We start from the raw sequence: 18,955 nt of genomic DNA, 5'->3' as shown, positions 1-18,955 counted from the left end.
TTCAGTTCGCCCGGTTGGCTCGCGTCATCCTATATATTCAGATGACCGTACTAGGGGTTGCCCCATTCGGATATCTCCGGATCATTGCTTGCTTCCAGCTCCCCGGAGCGTTTCGTCGGTAACTACGTCCTTCATCGCCTCTGTGTACCTAGGTATCCACCGTTAGCCCTTTGTAGCTTGACCAATAGGTCATCTTCAATTGACTTTTTTCTTGACTCGTTATTCTGCAGTTTTCAAGGTGCTGTACTGGACTACTAATAGGGCCCAGCAGTCTGTCTCACTCATGAAGGTAAGACTCGGTGCTGAACAAATAGGGTCAGTCGAAACAATTAGGTGGGCCATCCTGGACTCGAACCAGGGACCTCACCCTTATCAGGGGTGCGCTCTAACCAGCTGAGCTAATAGCCCTTAGAAGTTATCAGTTATCAGTTGTTTGACTGACTGCTGTTGGCTGATTGACCCGAACAGACTTCCTAGTTTGAAAGCTTTAATACGATTTTTCTTCCCCTTGCACGACCTTGGGATGTCTTAAATTATGAATTATAAATTATAAATTCTGAATTATTTGTCATAATTCGTCATTTTGCATTCATAATGAAAGAAGGTCTCCCTAAAAGGAGGTGATCCAGCCACACCTTTCCGGTACGGCTACCTTGTTACGACTTCACCCCAGTCACTAGCCCCACCTTCGGCGTCCCCCTCCACAAGGGTTAGGGTAACGACTTCGGGTGTGGCCAGCTTCCATGGTGTGACGGGCGGTGTGTACAAGGCCCGGAAACGAATTCACCGCAGTATGCTGACCTGCGATTACTAGCGATTCCTCCTTCATGCAGGCGAGTTGCAGCCTGCAATCTGAACTGAGGCTGGGTTTGATGAGATTCGCTTGCCCTCGCGGGGTCGCTACCCGTTGTCCCAACCATTGTAGTACGTGTGTAGCCCAGGGCGTAAGGGGCATGCTGACTTGACGTCATCCTCACCTTCCTCCGGTTTGTCACCGGCAGTCTCTCTAGAGTGCCCAACTTAATGATGGCAACTAAAAACGAGGGTTGCGCTCGTTGCGGGACTTAACCCAACATCTCACGACACGAGCTGACGACAGCCATGCACCACCTGTGTTCGCGTTCCCGAAGGCACTCTCCTATTTCTAAGAGATTCGCGACATGTCAAGCCCTGGTAAGGTTCTTCGCGTTGCATCGAATTAAACCACATACTCCACCGCTTGTGCGGGCCCCCGTCAATTCCTTTGAGTTTCACACTTGCGTGCGTACTCCCCAGGCGGGAAACTTAACGCGTTAGCTTCGGCACGGCTCGGGTCGATACAAGCCACACCTAGTTTCCATCGTTTACAGCTAGGACTACAGGGGTATCTAATCCCTTTCGCTCCCCTAGCTTTCGTCCTGTGAGTGTCAGTTTCGGCCCAGTAGCGCGCCTTCGCCACCGATGTTCTTCCCAATATCTACGCATTTCACCGCTACACTGGGAATTCCCGCTACCCCTACCGAACTCTAGTCTCCCAGTTTCCACTGCCTATCTGGGGTTAAGCCCCAGGCTTTGACAGCAGACTTGAAAAACCACCTACGGACGCTTTACGCCCAATGATTCCGGATAACGCTTGCATCCTCCGTATTACCGCGGCTGCTGGCACGGAGTTAGCCGATGCTTATTCCTCTGGTACCGTCATTTTTTTCTTCCCAGAGAAAAGAGGTTTACAACCCAAGAGCCTTCCTCCCTCACGCGGTATTGCTCCGTCAGGCTTTCGCCCATTGCGGAAAATTCCCCACTGCTGCCTCCCGTAGGAGTCTGGGCCGTGTCTCAGTCCCAGTGTGGCTGCTCATCCTCTCAGACCAGCTACTGATCGATGCCTTGGTAAGCCTTTACCTTACCAACTAGCTAATCAGACGCGAGCTCCTCCTCAGGCGATAAATCTTTCACCTTGCGGCACATCGGGTATTAGCAGTCGTTTCCAACTGTTGTCCCCATCCTGAGGGCAGATTCTCACGCGTTACTCACCCGTCCGCCACTATCACCTAAGTGACCGTTCGACTTGCATGTGTTAGGCATACCGCCAGCGTTCATCCTGAGCCAGGATCAAACTCTCCATAGTGTTTGAGCGCAAGCTCTCAAGAGTCTTTCGTGACTGACTCTTTTTTTTCCTCTTTTATTCCCTAGACATCTAGGTTATAATGAGATATAATTGCTTCAAATAACAAGGGCTGTCTTTCGTAAGCTTTCAAACTATTGGTTTGTCTAGGTTCGGAGCGGCGTGAGTTGTTTGTCTCTCAACCGCGCATTTACAAATATAACCAAACTCCCAGGGAATGTCAAGGGTTTTCCCAAAGTTTTTTTGACTTTTTTTCAAATATACTCCCCGTAAGGGTTTGGCGGCTTTGTCCTTGATGACAGGTTTCTTGACCCTCATAAGTATTTATACGGGTTTTAATGGCTGGAATACAACCCAGTAGATGAATACCCCACAATTGGTATTTATAGTGATCGCACAGTTAGGGAACAATAAGTGCAGGAGAGCCGATGTATATGTGGATTATTGCTCGTATTAGTAGTAGAAAGGCCAGAATCAAGAATCCACTAGGTGAGCAATTGGGGGCTAAATGGGATGAGTTAACCCGTGATGGGGTCGCCTTTGGTAAGGATGCGGGTATGCGGGTTGAATTATTAGCTAATCGGGCGTTATTTCAGCGATTACGAGATGAAATTGTTTTTTAAGGTAAATAATAAAAGACCCCTGTAACTTAGGGGTCTTTTATTCGGTAGAATAAAACGCAGTATATAAATCATCAATTATGCTTAAACTATATGGGGGCAAACGCAGTCGGGCCTCTATCGTTCAATGGTACTTAGAAGAATTAGAGGTTCCTTACGAATTTGTCTTACTCGACATGGAAAATGGGGAACATCGTCAACCCGAATTTTTGGACATTAATCCCATGGGCAAAGTTCCTGCTATTCTCGATGATGACTTCAAATTATGGGAATCAGGAGCCATATTACTCTATTTAGCGGAAAAATATGAGCAACTACCCGATTATTTAGCAGGACGTAGTATTATGACTCAATGGGTACTCTTTGGGAATTCTACATTAGCTACAGGTTTATTTGTGGAAGCCAGCAGGGAACGAGAAGCACCCAAACTACTCGCTACCTTAAACCAAATTTTTGAGAGTCACGCCTATTTATTGGGTAATCAATTTACGGTTGCTGATGTGGCAGTGGGATCTATTTTAGCCTACATTCCGATTATGTTAAAGCTAGATTTAAGTAGCTATCCGGCTGTATTAGCCTACATTCAACGCATTAATGAACGTCCCGCCTTTCAAAAGACTATTGGTCAACCAACAGCATAAACAGCAACTAATTTAACCTTTGTGAGGAGTGTTCACTATGGATAAAGATACTAAATTTGCCTTACTTGTTCTGGGACTACCTATCCTGGGTTTAATCTATTGTGCTGGAATTATTGCCTTTTTGATGCTTTTTCCTTGGGGTAGGGAACACCCCATTTTTACGGGACTCGGTGTTATGATAGTTCCCTTTGGGTTTGCTGCCTCAATTTGGATTCGCGCTTCTGCTAAAGCCTATCAAAAACATGAAACAGGACGTAGATAAGTTAACACAAAGCTAGAATAGAATAGAAAAGATAGGATGTTCAAAGACCCATAAAGCAGCCGTATCACAGTATATCTAATTTATGCCCAATCCTCAAGATTCAACATCCTACTCCCTAGTATGTACTATCTTGCCTACATTTAACGAGCGAGATAATATCAAACCCTTAATCGAACGCCTTTTAGCTAGTGTTCCGAGTCCCTATCTCGTCTTAGTTATTGATGATAACTCCCCCGATGGGACTTGGGAGGTGGTAGAACGTTTGGCATCTTCTTATGCTGACTTTCCTAATCAGAAAGGGGTAGCATTAGTACGGCGTATTAATGAAAAGGGTCTAACTTCGGCCATTCGAGAGGGCATTTATCAGGCGATTCACACTTATAAAGCGGATATTGTCACTTGGATGGATTGTGACTTATCCATGCCTCCAGAAGACGTTTTTAAGCTGGTTCAGGCAATCATTGAACAAGGGGCTGATGTGGCAGTAGGTTCTCGTTGGGTTTCGGGGGGAACCGATATTGCTCACGGTTTAATGGCTAGAATATTAAGTTGGATTATCAATAATTTTGCTATATTATTATTAGGGGATAAGGCACATGACTATACCAGTGGCTTCATTGCGGCACGAGCAGAAGTATTAGAAAGTATCCCCCTACGGGGAGACTATGGAGAATATTGTATCGACTTTTTATGTCAGGCCGGACGACGGGGATATAGATTAATAGAAGTCCCTTATGTTTGTGTTCCTCGTACCTCTGGAGATAGTAAAACAGGGATTAATTTGTGGGATTATCTGAGTAAGGGACGTAAATACGTGGCAACAATTGTTAGACTTTGGCGCAATAAAAAGAATTAAATTTGTAGGTTGGGTTGAGCAACGAAACCCAACAAACCAAAATCACGGGATAAGCTAAAACGTATTTTAAATGCTTTCATGCAAAAAACAAAAGGGAAACTGATAAATATTCTTTAATTTTCGGATTACTCTAAAATTAATTCCATTGCTTGATTAATAATTTCAGTTTCATTGACCATCGCTGCAATTTCTTCTGCTTCGTATTTACCTTCAAAAGCCTCCTTAGCTGCAGCCCTCAAAGCCAATTCATAGGCATCTTCTAAAGTTTCGCGTAATTCTTCCTCCGTTAGATATATACCACCAGTTTTGCGACGTTTATTAGTGCGTTGAATTTCTTTTACCGCATTAGCAATAGACAAATCCCATGATCGAGTTGTGCGCTTTTCTGCTGCTTGTTTGATAAGATGTAAGAGTAAAATCTTAGCAAAGCTAAAAATTTTATTAAGTTTATCATCTTTGCTCATTTCGGTCATTTCCTCTACTAGCACCAAAGCATCAGGGATATTCCCGGCCAACAGCAAATCCTTTAACTCTAATAATTCTTCCATTTTGCACCTTTTTCCAGAATAAGATTGTAGGTTGGGGAGTCACTCCGGTCTTGGGGTTTCCCCAAGTAGAGGAAGTGGCGTTTGAGGAACGAAACCTAACAAACCCAAATCCTAATAAACACAAGATTTTGTGGAAATGGTGGGTTACGACGCGCCCTAAAATTTATTAGTTTTCCCTCAAAATCATGGTCGCGTCTAATCCACCCTACTTAAAAATTTCCTTGAGAACTTGTGCAACTCGTTCTATTTGCTCATCTGTTAACCCTAATCCACTGGGTACATAGAATCCCCGACGGGCTAACCTTTCTGCTACCGGACAAGACTCATTGAGCAATAATCTCATTTTATGAAAAACAGGTTGTTCGTGCATACACCAAAAGAAGGGACGAGTTCCAATATTATAGTCGCGCAACTTCTTCATCGCTTCAGCCGCATCAAACGGTACATTATCTTTTAATACTATCCCATATACCCAATAAATATTATCAGCGTACTCAGTTTGAGGAATTGGCAGTTCTAAGTCAGCAATATCAGCCAATAGTTCAGTATAATATTTTCCCATGCGACGTTTACGAATCACAAATTCATCTAACCGTTCCAGTTGAGCTAGTCCTACTGCCGCTTGAAGGTTAGTAAAACGTAGATTCCAACCTAACTCCTCATGAATGAAACGTTGCTGAGGTTGAAAGCATAAATTCCGTAAAGAACGACAGCGTTCGGCCAAAGTCTCATCGTCGGTTAGAATCATCCCTCCTTCCCCAGTAGTCAGGTGTTTGTTAGGATAGAAGCTAAAGGTGCTAATTTCTCCAAAACTACCGCAGGGTTGCCCTTGATAGGTTTGGCCGTGCATTTCGGCCGCATCTTCAATTATCTTTAAACCGTACTTGTGGGCTAGTTCTAATAATGGAACCATATCTACAGGTAATCCGTAGATATGAACTACCATAATAGCTTTAGTTTTGGGGGTAATCTTAGCCTCAAGCTTACTAATATCCATATTCCAGGTTTGAGGGTGGGAGTCTACGACGACGGGAATAGCCCCTGCTCGTACTATAGCTGCACCACAGGAGATAATAGTAAAAGTTGGCAGAATAACCTCATCCCCAGGGCCAATACCCAAAGCAACAATGGCCGCATCAATAGCTACAGAACCATTAGAAACAGCAATGCCATATTTTCGCCCCATTCGTGCGGCAAAATCTTCTTCAAACTTCTTGACAAAAGGGCCTTCTGAGGAAATCCAACCAGTGTCAATACATTCGTTAAGATATTGTTTTTCCTTACCATTAAGTAGGGGCTGATTAACGGGTATAAACTCCATTACAATTAACTCACTCTGTAATTTTTATCTGGTTATTATCTATACTGGGAAAACGGGTTTTGTCTCCATCCCCAACATAGGGCCCTTGTTTAACTTCAATCATTTCTACCGCTTCTAATACTTCAAAACCATGTCCTCCTTTAATTAAAAGAATCACATCTCCAGCTTTGAGGATACGACTTTCTAAATATTCTTGATTATCGTTAAAAAAATCGACCCGCAGCTTGCCTTTTTTTAGTACGAGAACTTCCTGAGTGTAAAATACTTCCCGACGCACCTGATTATGAACGTGGGGCATAATAGATTTACCCGTCGGATGCTTCATATAGGCCAGTTGTTGAGAGAAACTATCGGGAGTAAAGAAATGAATACCAGGTTCATCAAATTCAGAGGGAATGATAATAGCTAGTGTCTCGCCATTATAGACAATTTCTTGAATTATTGTGGAAAGTTCAGTTGGTTGGGTCATTTTTGTCTAAATACTATTACTATATTCTAATTGGTTTGATTGCTACTTCATACATGGGATATTTACCTATCTTACCCAAACTTAACATTTTTATCTGAAAATTTTGACCCTCAACGGCAAATTTCCAATTTTCGGGACTTTCTTGAGGAAGTTTACATTCACGATGGGGATAGCAAACATAGATAAAACTAGATTGATTATTTTCCACTAAAGCATTACCTAGTTTAACTAAATTTTGACTGTTTTCTATGCGGAAGAAAATTTTATTTTTCCTTAAAGGAGACTCTAACACTTGTGCAGCATATTGATGAGAGACTACAATGATACGATTAGAATTTTTTTGCAATGCTTCAATGGCAGGTGCAACACCTTCATGAGCTTTTTGAAAAAATACAGTACCTTCATAAAGATTCTTGTGACAACTTATTATTAACAGAATACCTACGAAAAATAAACTAATATTATGAGGGATAGATGGGGAATTTTCTTTGATAACATTTAATTGTTGTACTCCCATTAAAGAGACGAAAGGAAGCAGAATTAACAAATATCTTTGCCCCCACTGTTTGCCACCTACTGCAATCTCATCTGAACCAGAATCTACTAATAAGGCAACACCTACCGTAAACAATATACAAATGCCATAAATTAAGATCATTCTAGGAGTTACTTTAACATCCACTTTTCTTAATAAATATAGCCAACTGGCACATATAAATAATAAAATACCCCACTGTTTCACCCAATTTTTAATTGCGCTTAAGTCGTTTGTTTTCCAGTTTAGAACCAGAGTCACTCCTTGGAGAGAAATCAAGAAAAGTAAGCCAATAATTACCAAACCAACACCAACTTTATTAGTGGCTTTTTTAAGTAAATTAAGAAATATATATAACAGGGGAAAAATGGCAATAGGAAAATATTCAAAAAAGGTTAGACTAATTTCTTGAAGACTCTCCCAAGCCTCTTTTAGCCGTCTAGCCAAGGTAAAACCTTCAACTATTTGTAGAGCATGAATTCCTAAAAAATGACCATATATTAGTTGATTAGACAGAAAAAATAACCCAACGGTAGTAAAGAGGGAAATTAAAAAAAATATTAATTTTTGAACTGAGAAATAAGACTGATTTAATTTAATTTTTTCTCTAATATTTTGAAAGTAATTATGATTTAATATGGTTAATAAACATCCCAAAAAAGTCAGAGTTGCTACCATAGCAAAAAATTCGGAACGTACCCAAGCTGAAAACCCAATTAAACAGCCACTTAAAATTACATTTTTGCTTGATAAATTTCCTGTTTCTGTAGGACTAAATAAAATTGCCATTCCTGCAAAACAAAGAGCAACTGCTAGAGTATGCTCCCAATACATAGCACTATATAAGGTTAAATTAGAAGCAAATATGAGAATAAATAAAGCCAGTGAAGTATTAAAAAGATTTAACTTAAAACGTTGACACATCCCATAAAAAGTACCCCAAATAACCCAAGTTGCAACCAAGGGAACAATATACAACCCACGATAACCAAATAAGGCATAAAAAGGAGCAGTAACTAAAGAAAAAGGAAAGGGAAATGTAATAAAATATCGGTTGTTTAAATAATAGACAAATGGTTCCTGATAAGCATATAATCCTTCAGACCAAAGCTTTTGTATCCAGATTTCTGAAGGTTTTACAAGGTCAAAATGAAACACTCCAGCACTCAATTGCTGAGCTAATAAAGCCTTTAGTCCACCATCACCACTAAAATAGACTCCATTGGGAATTTGCCAGACTAAATATAGGGAAAATAACATTCCAGCAAAGATAATTCCCCAAGGAATTCCGTTGTTTCCAATTTTCATCTCAAATCCAGGAAAACTAACACACTCCATAACCGACACATTATACCCTAAGATGTATCTTTGTTGTAGGGGTCAACGGCCTAGGGGTCAACGGCCGTTGACCCCTACTGTTTGTAGGTTGGGTTGAGGCACGAAACCCAACAAACATAGACTACAATAAGATTTATTCGTCATGACAGTGATGGCCTATGCCGAAAATTTTTAAACTTCTTCCCTGGTTTGTGGCAGCAAGTGCAGCTTGGTCAATTGGATTTGTTTATAATGTATATTCTGGTGGTGGCGAATTAAGCTCATTACGAGCCATGTACTTTCATAAGGTAGTATTAGCTGCCGAAATCAAAGCCCCGCAAAGGCTGATCATTATGGGAGGTTCAGGGGCCCACCATTCCATTAATTCCGAAATCATCGAGCAGAAATTAGGTATCCCCGTCATGAATATGGGGTTAGATGGGCCGGTAGGTCTGAATGTCATTCTGCCAACTATTTTAGAATCAGTGCGTCCAGGGGATATTGTACTACTAATTCCTGAAGACCTAATTCTTCTTGACGAGGATGGTTTATTAGAACGCTCAGCACCCTTTGGTTTGGCTACTGGACGACCGGGTTTAGGGGGAGTTCCCCCAAAAGAGTTAACTCAAGCAGCTTGGATGTTGGGGGTTCCTTCCTTAAGATCTATCACTAAATCTACTATAGAATTGCTCGAAACAGGCAAAATTACAGGTTATTATTCTGATCCTATTACAAAAAGAGGTGATCCCGAAGAAGCCAAATATCGCAAGGGAAAATGGTGGCAATGGTCGATACGTCAACCTATTTCTCCACACGCGATCTCCCGTATTACCCAATTCCGCCAAGAAGTGGAAGCTAAAGGAGCTACCCTAGTATTGTCTCTCCCGTGGGTCTATGCCAAGACTGATGCCCAAACAGTTGGTAACATGAAGAATATTGTGGAAAATCTGGGTAAAATTGCCCCTCTGGTCTACGATAAAACCTCTTATAACCTAAAAACTGATTCTAGGTTGTTCGCTGATACCCATCATCACCTTATCCCAGAAGCCCGCAAAATTAGATCAAGACAACTAGCCCAACAACTAAAACCTGTCCTCACCGACTTAGGCCTTCTCAAAGCTAAAACCGAGCGATAAACGATGAATGATCAAGCTACCTCTAAATTAACCGCTATATTTGGGCTAGACTTGCGTTCCTTAGCTGTATTTCGTATCGGTTTAGCTTTAATTGCGATCGCCGATCTCATTAGCAGGAGTCAAGGTTTAAACGCCCATTATACGGATGCTGGAGTACTTCCAGGAGCCGCTTTAAGCAAAGAATTACTAAATCCTTGGTATTGGTCACTTCATCTGCTTAACGGTCATTTTTTGTTTCAAGTCTTACTATTTTGCGTAGCTTTTTTAATCGCTCTAGCCCTATTAGTTGGTTATCGCACACAACTGGCAATTATAGCAACTTGGGCTTTAAATATTTCCTTACAAAATAGAAATCCTGCTTTAATTTTTGCTGGAGATGATGTTCTGCGAGCGATGCTTTTTTGGGCGATGTTTTTACCTTTGGGAGCTACTTATTCCATTGATAGCGCGCTTAATTCTTCGACAAAACCTTTGCCTAAAAGGATAGTAAGTGGAGCGACAGTTGCCTTTATTATTCAGCTTTGTTTTATTTATATATGGTCAGCTGCCTATAAATCTCAAAGTCCTATTTGGTGGCCTGATGGAGACGGGGTTTATTATTCCTTGAGTTTTGACCAATATGTTACGGAATTTGGTCAATTTTTATTAGGCTTACCTATTCCTTTTCAGAGAGTTCTTACCTTTGCTGCTCTTGGATTTGAATGGTTAGGGCCGTTAATGTTATTTATTCCCTTCCGTACCAATTTTTTCCGTTGTGTTGCGATTATCTCATTTATTCTGTTACATATCGGTTTTGAATTGTCTTTCTCTATTGGAGGTTTAAGCTATATCAGTATTATTAATTGGTTGGCTTTAATTCCTAGTGTAATATGGGATGGAGCCGTCAATAATATTAAGACTCCACAACGTCAAGGATTAACTATTTATTACGATTTAGACTGCGGTTTTTGCAAGAAAGTTGTTCATTTAATACGAACATTTTTAATTTTGCCAGGGACACCCCTGTTAGTTGCTCAGGATAATGAGTCAATTTATGCTGATATGTTAGCTAAAAATTCTTGGGTTGTAGTAGATTGGCAAGAAAATCGACATTTTAAGTTTGAAGGTATTGTTTATGTCTGTAGTTTATCGCCAATATTTAGGATGTTAACGCCCTTACTTAGATGGCAACCCGTGATTAAAGTAGGAACAAAATTTTATGAAGTAATAGCCAAAAATCGCAAAAAAGCTGGTCTATTTACTAAACCTTTAAAGTTTCGTACCCTGGAAATTAAATCATCTTTACCTTTAAATATTATTACCTTAGTCTTATTATTTTTAACAACAATTTGGAATCTCAAAAGTTTCGTTAACCAAACAGTTCAACGTAGGGTAGCATCCCAAAATGATTGGGTTAGTTTAGTCTATAAAGTTTTACACAAAAAAACATTTCAAACTATTGATATTCTTAGTCATGTAACTCGTTTAGACCAATCTTGGAGTATTTTTGCTCCTGCACCTCCAAGAGATGATGGTTGGCACGTTATTATTGGAAAACTTAAGGATGGCACTGAAGTTAATCTTCTTCAAGAAGATAGTCCTGTTAGTTGGGAAAAACCTACTGTTAAACAGCGTAGAAACCTTTATAAAACGATACAATGGCGAGTCTATTTTATTAATCTTAATCGAGCGATGGGCAAAAAATTATATCCTCATTATGGGGCCTATTTATGTCGTCAGTGGAATAGTAAACACCAAGGAGATAAACAACTCGCTAGTATCAATATTTTCTTTATGAAAGAGAGAACTGTTCCTCCAGGTACTCCCCAAAATGTAGAAAAAATTATTCAATGGCAACAATCTTGTTTAGATTGATCTAATGAGAATTGATCATTAGGATTTTCTGAATTATGACAGTTAGGCAAAGTTCTTTGCATAGAAGTATTATTTATCCAATAATCGTTACTTGATAACTCATTATCGCCAGGCCCCGACAAATTAATACGGTAGGGGCATGGCATTAGTTATATTGTTCTGAAAATCATTAATTTATTATTGCCATGCCCCTACAAGTTAATAGTGAGTTTGTTCTGAAAACCATCAACTTATTATTGCCATGCCCCTACAAGTTAATAACCTAAGTTCGGTGTTAGGAGTTCAGAGTTATCAAGTGTCTTTAAAAAATAAATCAGCCCGCGCAGGCGGGCTTTGTTTTAGTAGTTACACTTTTCAAAGTGTCTGTTAAAAAAAATTCGGTTGATGACGAATTAAATTCAGGAATTCTTCACGAGTTTTTTGTTCCTCTTGGAATAACCCCACCATCGCACTCGTAACAGTCCAAGATCCTGGTTTTTGTACCCCCCGCATCACCATACACATATGAGTCGCTTCCATCACAACAGCTACCCCCTGTGGTTCTAAAATCTCTTGAATCGCCTCTGCAATCTGACGAGTGAGACGTTCTTGTACTTGCAAACGACGAGAATACATCTCCACGATTCTCGCTAACTTACTCAGTCCCACTACCTTTTGATTGGGGATATAAGCAACATGGGCCCTTCCCATAAAAGGTAACATATGGTGTTCACACAAACTAAAAAAATTGATGTCTCGTACAAGTACCATCTCGCTATGGCCTTCATCAAAGATGGCATCATTAACTAACTCCTCTAAGGATTGATTATATCCTTGAGTAAGAAACTGCATCGCTTCTGCTACTCGTTTGGGGGTTTTGAGCAGTCCTTCACGATCAGGATCTTCTCCGACTCCTAGTAACATGGTTCGTACCGCTTCCATCATCTTCTCTTTGCTAATATCAGGTGTAGGATGAATCTGAGGAGGGTTTCCGTTATGGGTATTGCGATCAGGTCGCGTATAAACTTTCTCCGCTAGATTAGGGCTAAGAAGGTCAGAACCATTAGAAGGATTCGAGTTAGTCCGATTAATTCCGTTGGAAGACGCTATAGTCATAAGTTGAAATAAAATTCTAATGGAGGATTATAAGATTCGAGGATTTGGTAAAATCGTCATTTGTTCAATTACGGCTTCGGCTGGTAAGAGGGCCGCATGAAGAATAGTCTGAGCAATGATATCGGGAGTTAGCATATCAATCCCATTAACATCGACCTGTACCGTATCACTATCCCAAAGAGAAGTATTAACGGCGGCAGGATTAATTGTCACAACCCGGATTCCATTGGCTCTTTCTTCCATCCCTAAGACTTTGGAAAAAGCCACTAAACCCGCTTTGCTCACACCATAAGCCCCCCAACTGGGAAACGGCTGTTGAGCAACCACAGAACCCACATTGATTATGGTTCCTTGGTGGCGATCGCGCATATAAGGTAATACCCCTTGAACGCACTGAAACACACTGGTTAGATTCAAGTCCATTACCTGTTGCCAATCAGCTAAAGAGGTTTCTCTTAACAAATTGGTGTAGCCCATTCCCGCGTTATTGACTATAATTTCAACACCACCAAAATCAGGGATAATTTCTTGAATCTTGGCCGGTATTTCTGATAGTTGGCTCAAGTCTATAACGTAGGCTTTGGCTTCAACCCCTAGTTGTCGGGCAGCTTGAGCAACTGATTCTAACCTCTGGGACGAACGGCTCACAAGAGCTACATTAATTCCGGCTTGGGCAAACCTTAAAGCGGTCGCTTTGCCGATCCCACTACTGGCTCCTGTAATAATGGCTCGCAGTTGACTTGAGGAAGAATTCATGATATAATGCGGACTCTATAAAATCCATCGATGAGTGAGGTAACACACTCTCATCGAAAAAGTCTTTCTCTGGGAAACCTGATTAAATGCAAGGTCATTCCCTTAGCGAAAGAAGTCTCTTAAGCTCAGGATGTAAACAGTAAACTGGGGTAAAACCTACCCTAGTTTCTTTTCGGTTTCCCTCTTTAGCTTAAAAAACTGTTACAAATGTTTACTTTGATTATTATAACATTTTTACTTCTGATTCCCAAAACTAATGGAATTTTCTTGAGTAAACCTCAAAAAAGTCAAAAATAAGGCTCATTTATCTAAAAATACCCCTATTTTGCGGAATTTTTGATAACGTAATTCCTTGCGTTGTTGCCCACTCATTGTAAAGAGTTCTTCAAGATTTCTTAAAAGAGTTTGCTTAAGGTGAGAAGCGGTTTCTAGGGGTTTAGCGTGGGCCCCACCAGAAGGTTCAACCACCACTTCATCAACAATACCTAACTCTTTTAAATCTCCAGAGGTAATTTTGAGGGCAACGGCCGCTTGAGGGGATTTTTTCGCGTCTTTCCACAAAATAGCCGCACAAGCTTCTGGAGTAGCTACAGTATAAACAGCGTGTTCGAGCATTAGTAAGCGATCGCCAACTCCAATACCTAAGGCCCCACCGGAACCCCCTTCTCCAATAACTGTACAAATAATTGGCACATCAAAGCGAAACATTTGTCGTAGATTATAGGCGATCGCTTCTCCTTGCCCTAATTTTTCTGCTTCTACGCCGGCCCAGGCCCCAGGAGTATCAATAAAGGTGATTATGGGCATTCCAAATTGATTAGCGTGTTCCATGAGGCGCAGGCCTTTTCGATAGCCTCCAGGGGCGGCCATGCCAAAGTTACGAGCTACATTATCTTTAGTATCTCGTCCTTTTTGATGGCCCATAATTACCACCGGACGACCTCCTAAACGGGCCACACCTCCGACTAAAGCTGGATCATCGTATCCCCCGCGATCGCCATGTAATTCAAACCATTCATCGGCGATGGATTGGATATAATCGAGAGTACTGGGGCGACGGGGATGACGGGCTAATTGGAGACGTTGGGAAGGGTTAAGTGTACTAAAAATTTCTTGACGTAAATTATCAGCACGACTTTCGAGTTGGGCGATTTGCTCAGAGACATCGACATTATTTTCCTCTGCTAGTTCCCGAATTTGATTAATACGGGCTTCTAACTCCCACAAAGGTTTTTCAAAGTCCAACAGAAAAGTTCGGCGTTCGTTTTTGGTCATGGAATTTAAAATGGCTAGGTGTAGAGCCTAATTCATTATAAGAGATTGGGGGTTTAATCTCGCGCAAAGACGCAAAGGGATTTAAAATAAATCAATATCTACGATCTTATCAGAAAAAAAACTTGACTAGAAGTAACATATAAGTTACTATAAAGACTAAGATGAAAGTTCAAGAATATCTTACAAAAGAGAAAAAAACAGGCTAACAAGAGGTAGTTATCATGGCACTAACTAGAGATTTTAAAGAAACAGTTAATAAGCGAGTCAATCAAGATACTGAATTTGCTAAGGCCTTGCTTGATGAAGCTACATGTCTTTTTCTTAATGGTGAACCAGACACTGCAAGACTTATATTGAGAGATTTAGTAAATTCAACTATAGGTTTTGAAGAACTTGCCATCCAAACTTCTAAGCCAAGTAAAAGTCTTCATCGAATGCTATCAGCTAAAGGTAATCCTACCATGGATAATTTAACTACTATTTACTCAGTTCTGCTTAAAGAGCTAAATGTAAATATTGGAGTGACAATAACCTCTTGTTCTGAATCTTCAATTGTGGCTTAATATCCTAATGTTAATGCTCCTGGTTGTCGAGTATCAGAGGCTCCATAAAACCGGCCCTTTTCATACATAATACTTTGGGTACTTCCCATAGCAAAACTACTTTTAATTATCTTATGACCTTTCTTTTCTAATAACTCAATTGTATCCTTATTAATTCCTCGTTCTACCTGAACTTGATCAGGATACCATTGGTGATGGATTCGCGGAGCATTTGTCGCTTCGGCAATATTCATTTTATGATCGATAACATTCATAATAATTTGTAAAGTAGTAGTAATAATACGACTGGCCCCTGGACTTCCTGTAACTAACCAAGGTTTTCCCTCTTTCATCACAATAGTGGGAGTCATTGAACTGAGCATTCGTTTTTCAGGCGCAATTTTATTGCCTTCACTTCCAATCAGTTGAGACGCGTTAGGAACCCCAGGTTTAGCCGCAAAATCATCCATTTCATTATTTAATAAAATTCCTGTTCCTTTGGCCATTATACCCGTTCCATAACTAAAGTTTAAGGTATAGGTATTGGCTACTGCGTTTCCGTAACGATCCATTACAGAATAATGAGTTGTTTCTTTACTTTCATTTGATTGAAAAATCGGGTGAGGCAGAATATTTTGACTAGGAGTTGCTCGTTGTAAATTAATCTTTTTTGATAAGCTATTCCCATAATTTTTAGAAATTAGGCGAGGAATAGGAATGTTGATAACATCCCAATCTCCCATAAACTTAAACCTATCTGAGTAGGCAAATTTCATCGCTTCAACCATTAGATGAAGGGTGGAGGCGGTATTCTGTCCTAAAGACTGAATAGGAAAGTTTTCTAAGATATTTAATATCTGCACTAAATGAACACCACCAGAACTTGGCGGTGGCATAGAATAGACTTGATATCCGCGATAATTTCCGACAATCGGTTCTCGAATAATTGGCTGATATTTGGCTAAATCTTCTTTCGTAATTAATCCATTATTTGCTTCCATATCCGCCACAATCTTATCAGCAATATCCCCTTGATAAAAGGCTTTAATTCCTTGTTTTGCAATTAATTTAAGACTATTTGCTAAGTCTGTTTGTTTTAAATTCTCTCCGATTTGGTAAGGACTTCCATCAGATTTATAAAAAATAGCCAAACTAGCCGGATTTTTCTGTAAATTTCTTCTTGAAAAGATTAGAGAATTATACAAATCTTCATCAACAATTATGCCATTTTCTGCTAGTTTTATGGCTGGTTCTAAAGCTCTTTTTAGTGAAATTGTGCCATATTTTTCTAAGGCCATTGCTAACCCGGCAACCGTACCGGGAACCCCGACAGCTTGATGACTAAATCTTACTTTTTTTTGATCAACGTTGCTATTTTCATCAAGAAACATATTTTCTGTAGCAGCAAGGGGGGCTTTTTCTCTATAATCAAGGGCAATGGTTTGTTGTTGCTTAGTTAAGTGAATTAACATAAATCCTCCACCCCCTAAATTACCAGCACGTGGTAAAGTAACGGCTAAAGTAAAGCCAACAGTTACTGCTGCATCAATCGCATTTCCTCCTTCTTTTAATACTTCTAATCCTGCTTGAGTTGCTAAATCTTCTTGGGAAGCAACCATGCCATTTTTGCTAATAACGGGATGAAAAATTGCTTGAGAATCGTAGATAGGAACATCTTGGGCAATAACATCAATTGTTGTAATATTGATAGATAAAACAACCGAAAATAGTCTAGTAATTTTCTTCATATTGCTCTTGATTTATCTTGATAAATTGTTTCACCCGTTACTATTGAATACAAGACATCCGGATCTAAATCTGCGCCATTTTCCCAATAAATTGTTCCCCATTCTGGGTTAAGTTTGACGGATTGAAAATAGTTTAATTCTTTTAATCGTTCAAAGATTCCTGTAAATTGGACTAATTTGGTAATGTCAACAATTCCCTCTTTTTCATCTTCAAATTTAATATAAAGTTGATAATTTTCTCTAGGTTGAACTTCAATAATATCTTTTAACATATTTTACTCTAAAGGTTGAATCTGTTCTAAGGGTTGTTGTTGTCTCGCTCGTTGCCAGTTTTCCCGTAATTCAGTTTGATGAATGCCAGCCCATTCGATGACTAAACCAAGGACTCTAGGCGTTAATTTTCCTTCAATAATAGAAAAGTTTTCTATGTCAATAATCGCTTTTTGTTGGTTATAACGGACATGGAAATGAGGAGGCGGATGGTCATTGTAATACATTGTGATAATAATTCCTAAAAAACGGCTTATTTCTGGCATCACAAAACTTCTTCTAGGTTTTCTCTTTTTGTTGATTAATAATAGCTTGACGAAATCCCAAGACAACTAAAATATTAGATATACTTAAAAAAGATTCGGCACTGCCATGTAACCAATCAATATTAGCCAATGCTTCGTGATAGTGAACTTTAGCATAAATTCCGGCTGGAATAGTTACCGCCACAAAGATTAATAATACATAAAAGCCAATTAACGCTAATCTAGGGGTTTGGTGACAACGGGTCATAAACCATAAAAATCCTAAATAAGGAAATAGAGAAACCCCAAATAAAGTATCTTTAGAAATTATCATGATTGAGTATTAAATGTTTAATTGGGACTGTTTATAAATCCACCAAGCTGCACCAAAAAGGGTAAAATTTCCCACAACTGTCATGGCAGCTTGTAAGGTAACTAACCAAGTTAAGGAGTCAGCATTATCAAAAAAGTGCCAAGTACAAGCACAGGTGGCACTTAATAAAGCGGGTAACATTCCCCATGATAACCATTGCCAATAACGATTACCACTAACTTCGGCATAAGTCCACACTAACCAAATAGCAGCAACCCATTCAATAACACTAGAAACATGAACTATCCAAGTTGGAATTGATAAAGCATTCATTAATAATTCAGATAGGTATAAGTTGTTAACAGTAGGGGATAATTTTCGTAGGGGTGGGTTTTTTACATAAATCCATGATTCTCACCAAAAAACTAGATAAACCCGCCGGAGGGTTTTTGACATGATCTTATGATTCTAAACCAAAAGTTAAATAAACTCGCCCTTACATCATTTTATGATTCTAACCAATCAAAAATCTTTTCTAATTGACCCATGTTAATTAACCCATATTGCCATAATTGCATGGGTAATTGGTTAGGAATTGCTTGGGTATGACGCAACGCAAGGTTAATTTGTTCTTTAGGAACGTCTAATTCATCTTGTAAAAAACTAATTAATTTTTCTAACATTTCTCTCATTAATCAAAGTTTCATTGGTACGAACAGCTATAATTATGGTTTCAGTCTGTTTTTGTGTCTGAAGGGTTTTGATGGCGATCGCCATAGACACAATAGCAACGAGTTCAAGCATTAGGATATTCATAATTGCAGGGGTTATGTAAACTTATGTAAATTATTTTAATCTTTATGTAAAAAAAAAGCAAGGAACCTTGTCAAAATTTAATAAGCATGATAGGGACGAGATGGTAAGGGTCAACGACTGTCATTGGTGTCAACTTAGTCCAAAATGCCGACAGGCTAAAGCCTGTGGCTATAGTAACAAAGTCCGCCTTCGCGGACTTTATGTAAAATTAGCCTGGGGTAAATACAGGTAGGCA

Annotated in this window: 21 protein-coding genes, 1 tRNA gene and 2 rRNA genes; 7 read left to right on the top strand and 17 right to left on the bottom strand. The window is 39.7% G+C overall.

Going from position 1 to position 18,955, the window contains the following annotated elements:
• From AsFPU1_RS04015 to AsFPU1_RS04005, 3 genes are all read right to left on the bottom strand, one after another.
• A 23S ribosomal RNA gene (locus AsFPU1_RS04015) occupies positions 1 to 183 on the bottom strand; the annotation flags it as partial.
• Positions 184 to 334: 151 nt separating this feature from the next.
• Positions 335 to 408: transfer RNA gene (locus tag AsFPU1_RS04010), tRNA-Ile, on the bottom strand.
• A gap of 205 nt (positions 409 to 613) precedes the next feature.
• Positions 614 to 2,104, bottom strand: a 16S ribosomal RNA gene (locus tag AsFPU1_RS04005).
• A 425-nt stretch (positions 2,105 to 2,529) separates the two neighbouring features.
• Between AsFPU1_RS04005 and AsFPU1_RS04000 the strand changes: the two genes are divergently transcribed.
• The 4 genes from AsFPU1_RS04000 (at position 2,530) to AsFPU1_RS03985 (ending at position 4,480) form a co-directional block, all read left to right on the top strand.
• Positions 2,530 to 2,724, top strand: coding sequence for a hypothetical protein (locus AsFPU1_RS04000; RefSeq protein WP_125061047.1), 195 nt, complete (start codon positions 2,530 to 2,532; stop codon positions 2,722 to 2,724).
• Between the two features lie 77 nt (positions 2,725 to 2,801).
• Positions 2,802 to 3,362 (top strand): glutathione S-transferase family protein, encoded by a 561-nt coding sequence (locus tag AsFPU1_RS03995; RefSeq protein ID WP_124978029.1) that lies wholly within the window; start codon positions 2,802 to 2,804, stop codon positions 3,360 to 3,362.
• Positions 3,363 to 3,399: 37 nt separating this feature from the next.
• On the top strand, positions 3,400 to 3,624 hold the full coding sequence (locus AsFPU1_RS03990) for a hypothetical protein (protein WP_124978027.1): 225 nt from the start codon (positions 3,400 to 3,402) through the stop codon (positions 3,622 to 3,624).
• Between the two features lie 82 nt (positions 3,625 to 3,706).
• Positions 3,707 to 4,480: a polyprenol monophosphomannose synthase gene (locus AsFPU1_RS03985; protein ID WP_124978025.1), complete on the top strand. Its 774-nt coding sequence runs from the start codon at positions 3,707 to 3,709 to the stop codon at positions 4,478 to 4,480.
• A 125-nt stretch (positions 4,481 to 4,605) separates the two neighbouring features.
• Here AsFPU1_RS03985 and AsFPU1_RS03980 read toward each other — a convergent pair whose 3' ends face one another.
• The 4 genes from AsFPU1_RS03980 to AsFPU1_RS03965 all read right to left on the bottom strand — a co-directional run bounded on the left by AsFPU1_RS03980 (position 4,606) and on the right by AsFPU1_RS03965 (position 8,661).
• The gene (locus AsFPU1_RS03980) at positions 4,606 to 5,028 is read right to left on the bottom strand and encodes a DUF29 family protein (RefSeq protein ID WP_124978023.1); all 423 of its coding nucleotides are present in this window, start codon (positions 5,026 to 5,028) and stop codon (positions 4,606 to 4,608) included.
• Positions 5,029 to 5,233: 205 nt separating this feature from the next.
• On the bottom strand, positions 5,234 to 6,349 hold the full coding sequence (locus tag AsFPU1_RS03975; protein WP_124978021.1) for a DegT/DnrJ/EryC1/StrS family aminotransferase: 1,116 nt from the start codon (positions 6,347 to 6,349) through the stop codon (positions 5,234 to 5,236).
• A 10-nt stretch (positions 6,350 to 6,359) separates the two neighbouring features.
• Positions 6,360 to 6,818, bottom strand: a complete 459-nt coding sequence (locus tag AsFPU1_RS03970) for a cupin domain-containing protein (RefSeq protein WP_124978019.1) — start codon at positions 6,816 to 6,818, stop codon at positions 6,360 to 6,362.
• A 19-nt stretch (positions 6,819 to 6,837) separates the two neighbouring features.
• Positions 6,838 to 8,661 (bottom strand): LA_3751/LA_3752 family putative glycosyltransferase, encoded by a 1,824-nt coding sequence (locus AsFPU1_RS03965; protein WP_172957582.1) that lies wholly within the window; start codon positions 8,659 to 8,661, stop codon positions 6,838 to 6,840.
• A 188-nt stretch (positions 8,662 to 8,849) separates the two neighbouring features.
• On the opposite strand from AsFPU1_RS03965, the gene AsFPU1_RS03960 reads away from it, so the two are divergent.
• Positions 8,850 to 9,806 (top strand): hypothetical protein, encoded by a 957-nt coding sequence (locus AsFPU1_RS03960; RefSeq protein WP_124978017.1) that lies wholly within the window; start codon positions 8,850 to 8,852, stop codon positions 9,804 to 9,806.
• Positions 9,807 to 9,809: 3 nt separating this feature from the next.
• Positions 9,810 to 11,660, top strand: coding sequence for a DCC1-like thiol-disulfide oxidoreductase family protein (locus AsFPU1_RS03955; protein WP_124978015.1), 1,851 nt, complete (start codon positions 9,810 to 9,812; stop codon positions 11,658 to 11,660).
• Between the two features lie 366 nt (positions 11,661 to 12,026).
• Here the strand turns inward: AsFPU1_RS03955 and folE are convergent, their stop codons facing one another.
• The 3 genes from folE to accA all read right to left on the bottom strand — a co-directional run bounded on the left by folE (position 12,027) and on the right by accA (position 14,786).
• On the bottom strand, positions 12,027 to 12,755 hold the full coding sequence (gene folE / locus AsFPU1_RS03950) for a GTP cyclohydrolase I FolE (RefSeq protein ID WP_124978013.1): 729 nt from the start codon (positions 12,753 to 12,755) through the stop codon (positions 12,027 to 12,029).
• Positions 12,756 to 12,782: 27 nt separating this feature from the next.
• Positions 12,783 to 13,511 (bottom strand): SDR family oxidoreductase, encoded by a 729-nt coding sequence (locus AsFPU1_RS03945; protein ID WP_124978011.1) that lies wholly within the window; start codon positions 13,509 to 13,511, stop codon positions 12,783 to 12,785.
• A 300-nt stretch (positions 13,512 to 13,811) separates the two neighbouring features.
• Entirely contained in the window at positions 13,812 to 14,786 is a 975-nt protein-coding gene (accA, locus tag AsFPU1_RS03940; RefSeq protein ID WP_124978008.1) for an acetyl-CoA carboxylase carboxyl transferase subunit alpha, read from the bottom strand.
• Positions 14,787 to 15,007: 221 nt separating this feature from the next.
• Between accA and AsFPU1_RS03935 the strand changes: the two genes are divergently transcribed.
• Entirely contained in the window at positions 15,008 to 15,349 is a 342-nt protein-coding gene (locus AsFPU1_RS03935; protein ID WP_124978006.1) for a helix-turn-helix domain-containing transcriptional regulator, read from the top strand.
• On the opposite strand, the gene ggt is transcribed toward AsFPU1_RS03935, so the two are convergent.
• The 7 genes from ggt to AsFPU1_RS22440 form a co-directional block, all read right to left on the bottom strand.
• Positions 15,346 to 17,076, bottom strand: coding sequence for a gamma-glutamyltransferase (gene ggt, locus AsFPU1_RS03930; RefSeq protein WP_124978004.1), 1,731 nt, complete (start codon positions 17,074 to 17,076; stop codon positions 15,346 to 15,348). The genes AsFPU1_RS03935 and ggt overlap by 4 nt on opposite strands.
• A complete protein-coding gene (locus AsFPU1_RS03925) occupies positions 17,073 to 17,348 on the bottom strand; it encodes a DUF2442 domain-containing protein (protein ID WP_124978002.1) in 276 nt (91 codons plus the stop codon). Before AsFPU1_RS03925 ends, ggt begins: the two co-directional genes overlap by 4 nt.
• Before the next feature lie 3 nt (positions 17,349 to 17,351).
• Positions 17,352 to 17,612, bottom strand: coding sequence for a DUF4160 domain-containing protein (locus tag AsFPU1_RS03920; protein WP_124978000.1), 261 nt, complete (start codon positions 17,610 to 17,612; stop codon positions 17,352 to 17,354).
• 13 nt (positions 17,613 to 17,625) lie between these two features.
• Complete coding sequence (locus AsFPU1_RS03915; protein ID WP_265415790.1) at positions 17,626 to 17,925, bottom strand: DUF3593 domain-containing protein; 300 nt, start codon at positions 17,923 to 17,925, stop codon at positions 17,626 to 17,628.
• Between the two features lie 9 nt (positions 17,926 to 17,934).
• Entirely contained in the window at positions 17,935 to 18,237 is a 303-nt protein-coding gene (locus AsFPU1_RS03910; protein WP_124977996.1) for a DUF2499 domain-containing protein, read from the bottom strand.
• 173 nt (positions 18,238 to 18,410) lie between these two features.
• Positions 18,411 to 18,587: a DUF2949 domain-containing protein gene (locus tag AsFPU1_RS03905; protein ID WP_124977994.1), complete on the bottom strand. Its 177-nt coding sequence runs from the start codon at positions 18,585 to 18,587 to the stop codon at positions 18,411 to 18,413.
• Entirely contained in the window at positions 18,568 to 18,720 is a 153-nt protein-coding gene (locus AsFPU1_RS22440; protein ID WP_172957581.1) for a hypothetical protein, read from the bottom strand. The genes AsFPU1_RS03905 and AsFPU1_RS22440 overlap by 20 nt, the downstream gene beginning before the upstream one ends.
• Positions 18,721 to 18,955 lie beyond the last annotated feature (235 nt).

It is taken from the genome of Aphanothece sacrum FPU1 (assembly GCF_003864295.1).
GTDB classification, from domain to species: Bacteria; Cyanobacteriota; Cyanobacteriia; order Cyanobacteriales; family Microcystaceae; genus Aphanothece_B; species Aphanothece_B sacrum.
This window is presented reverse-complemented; position numbering and strand designations above follow the sequence as displayed.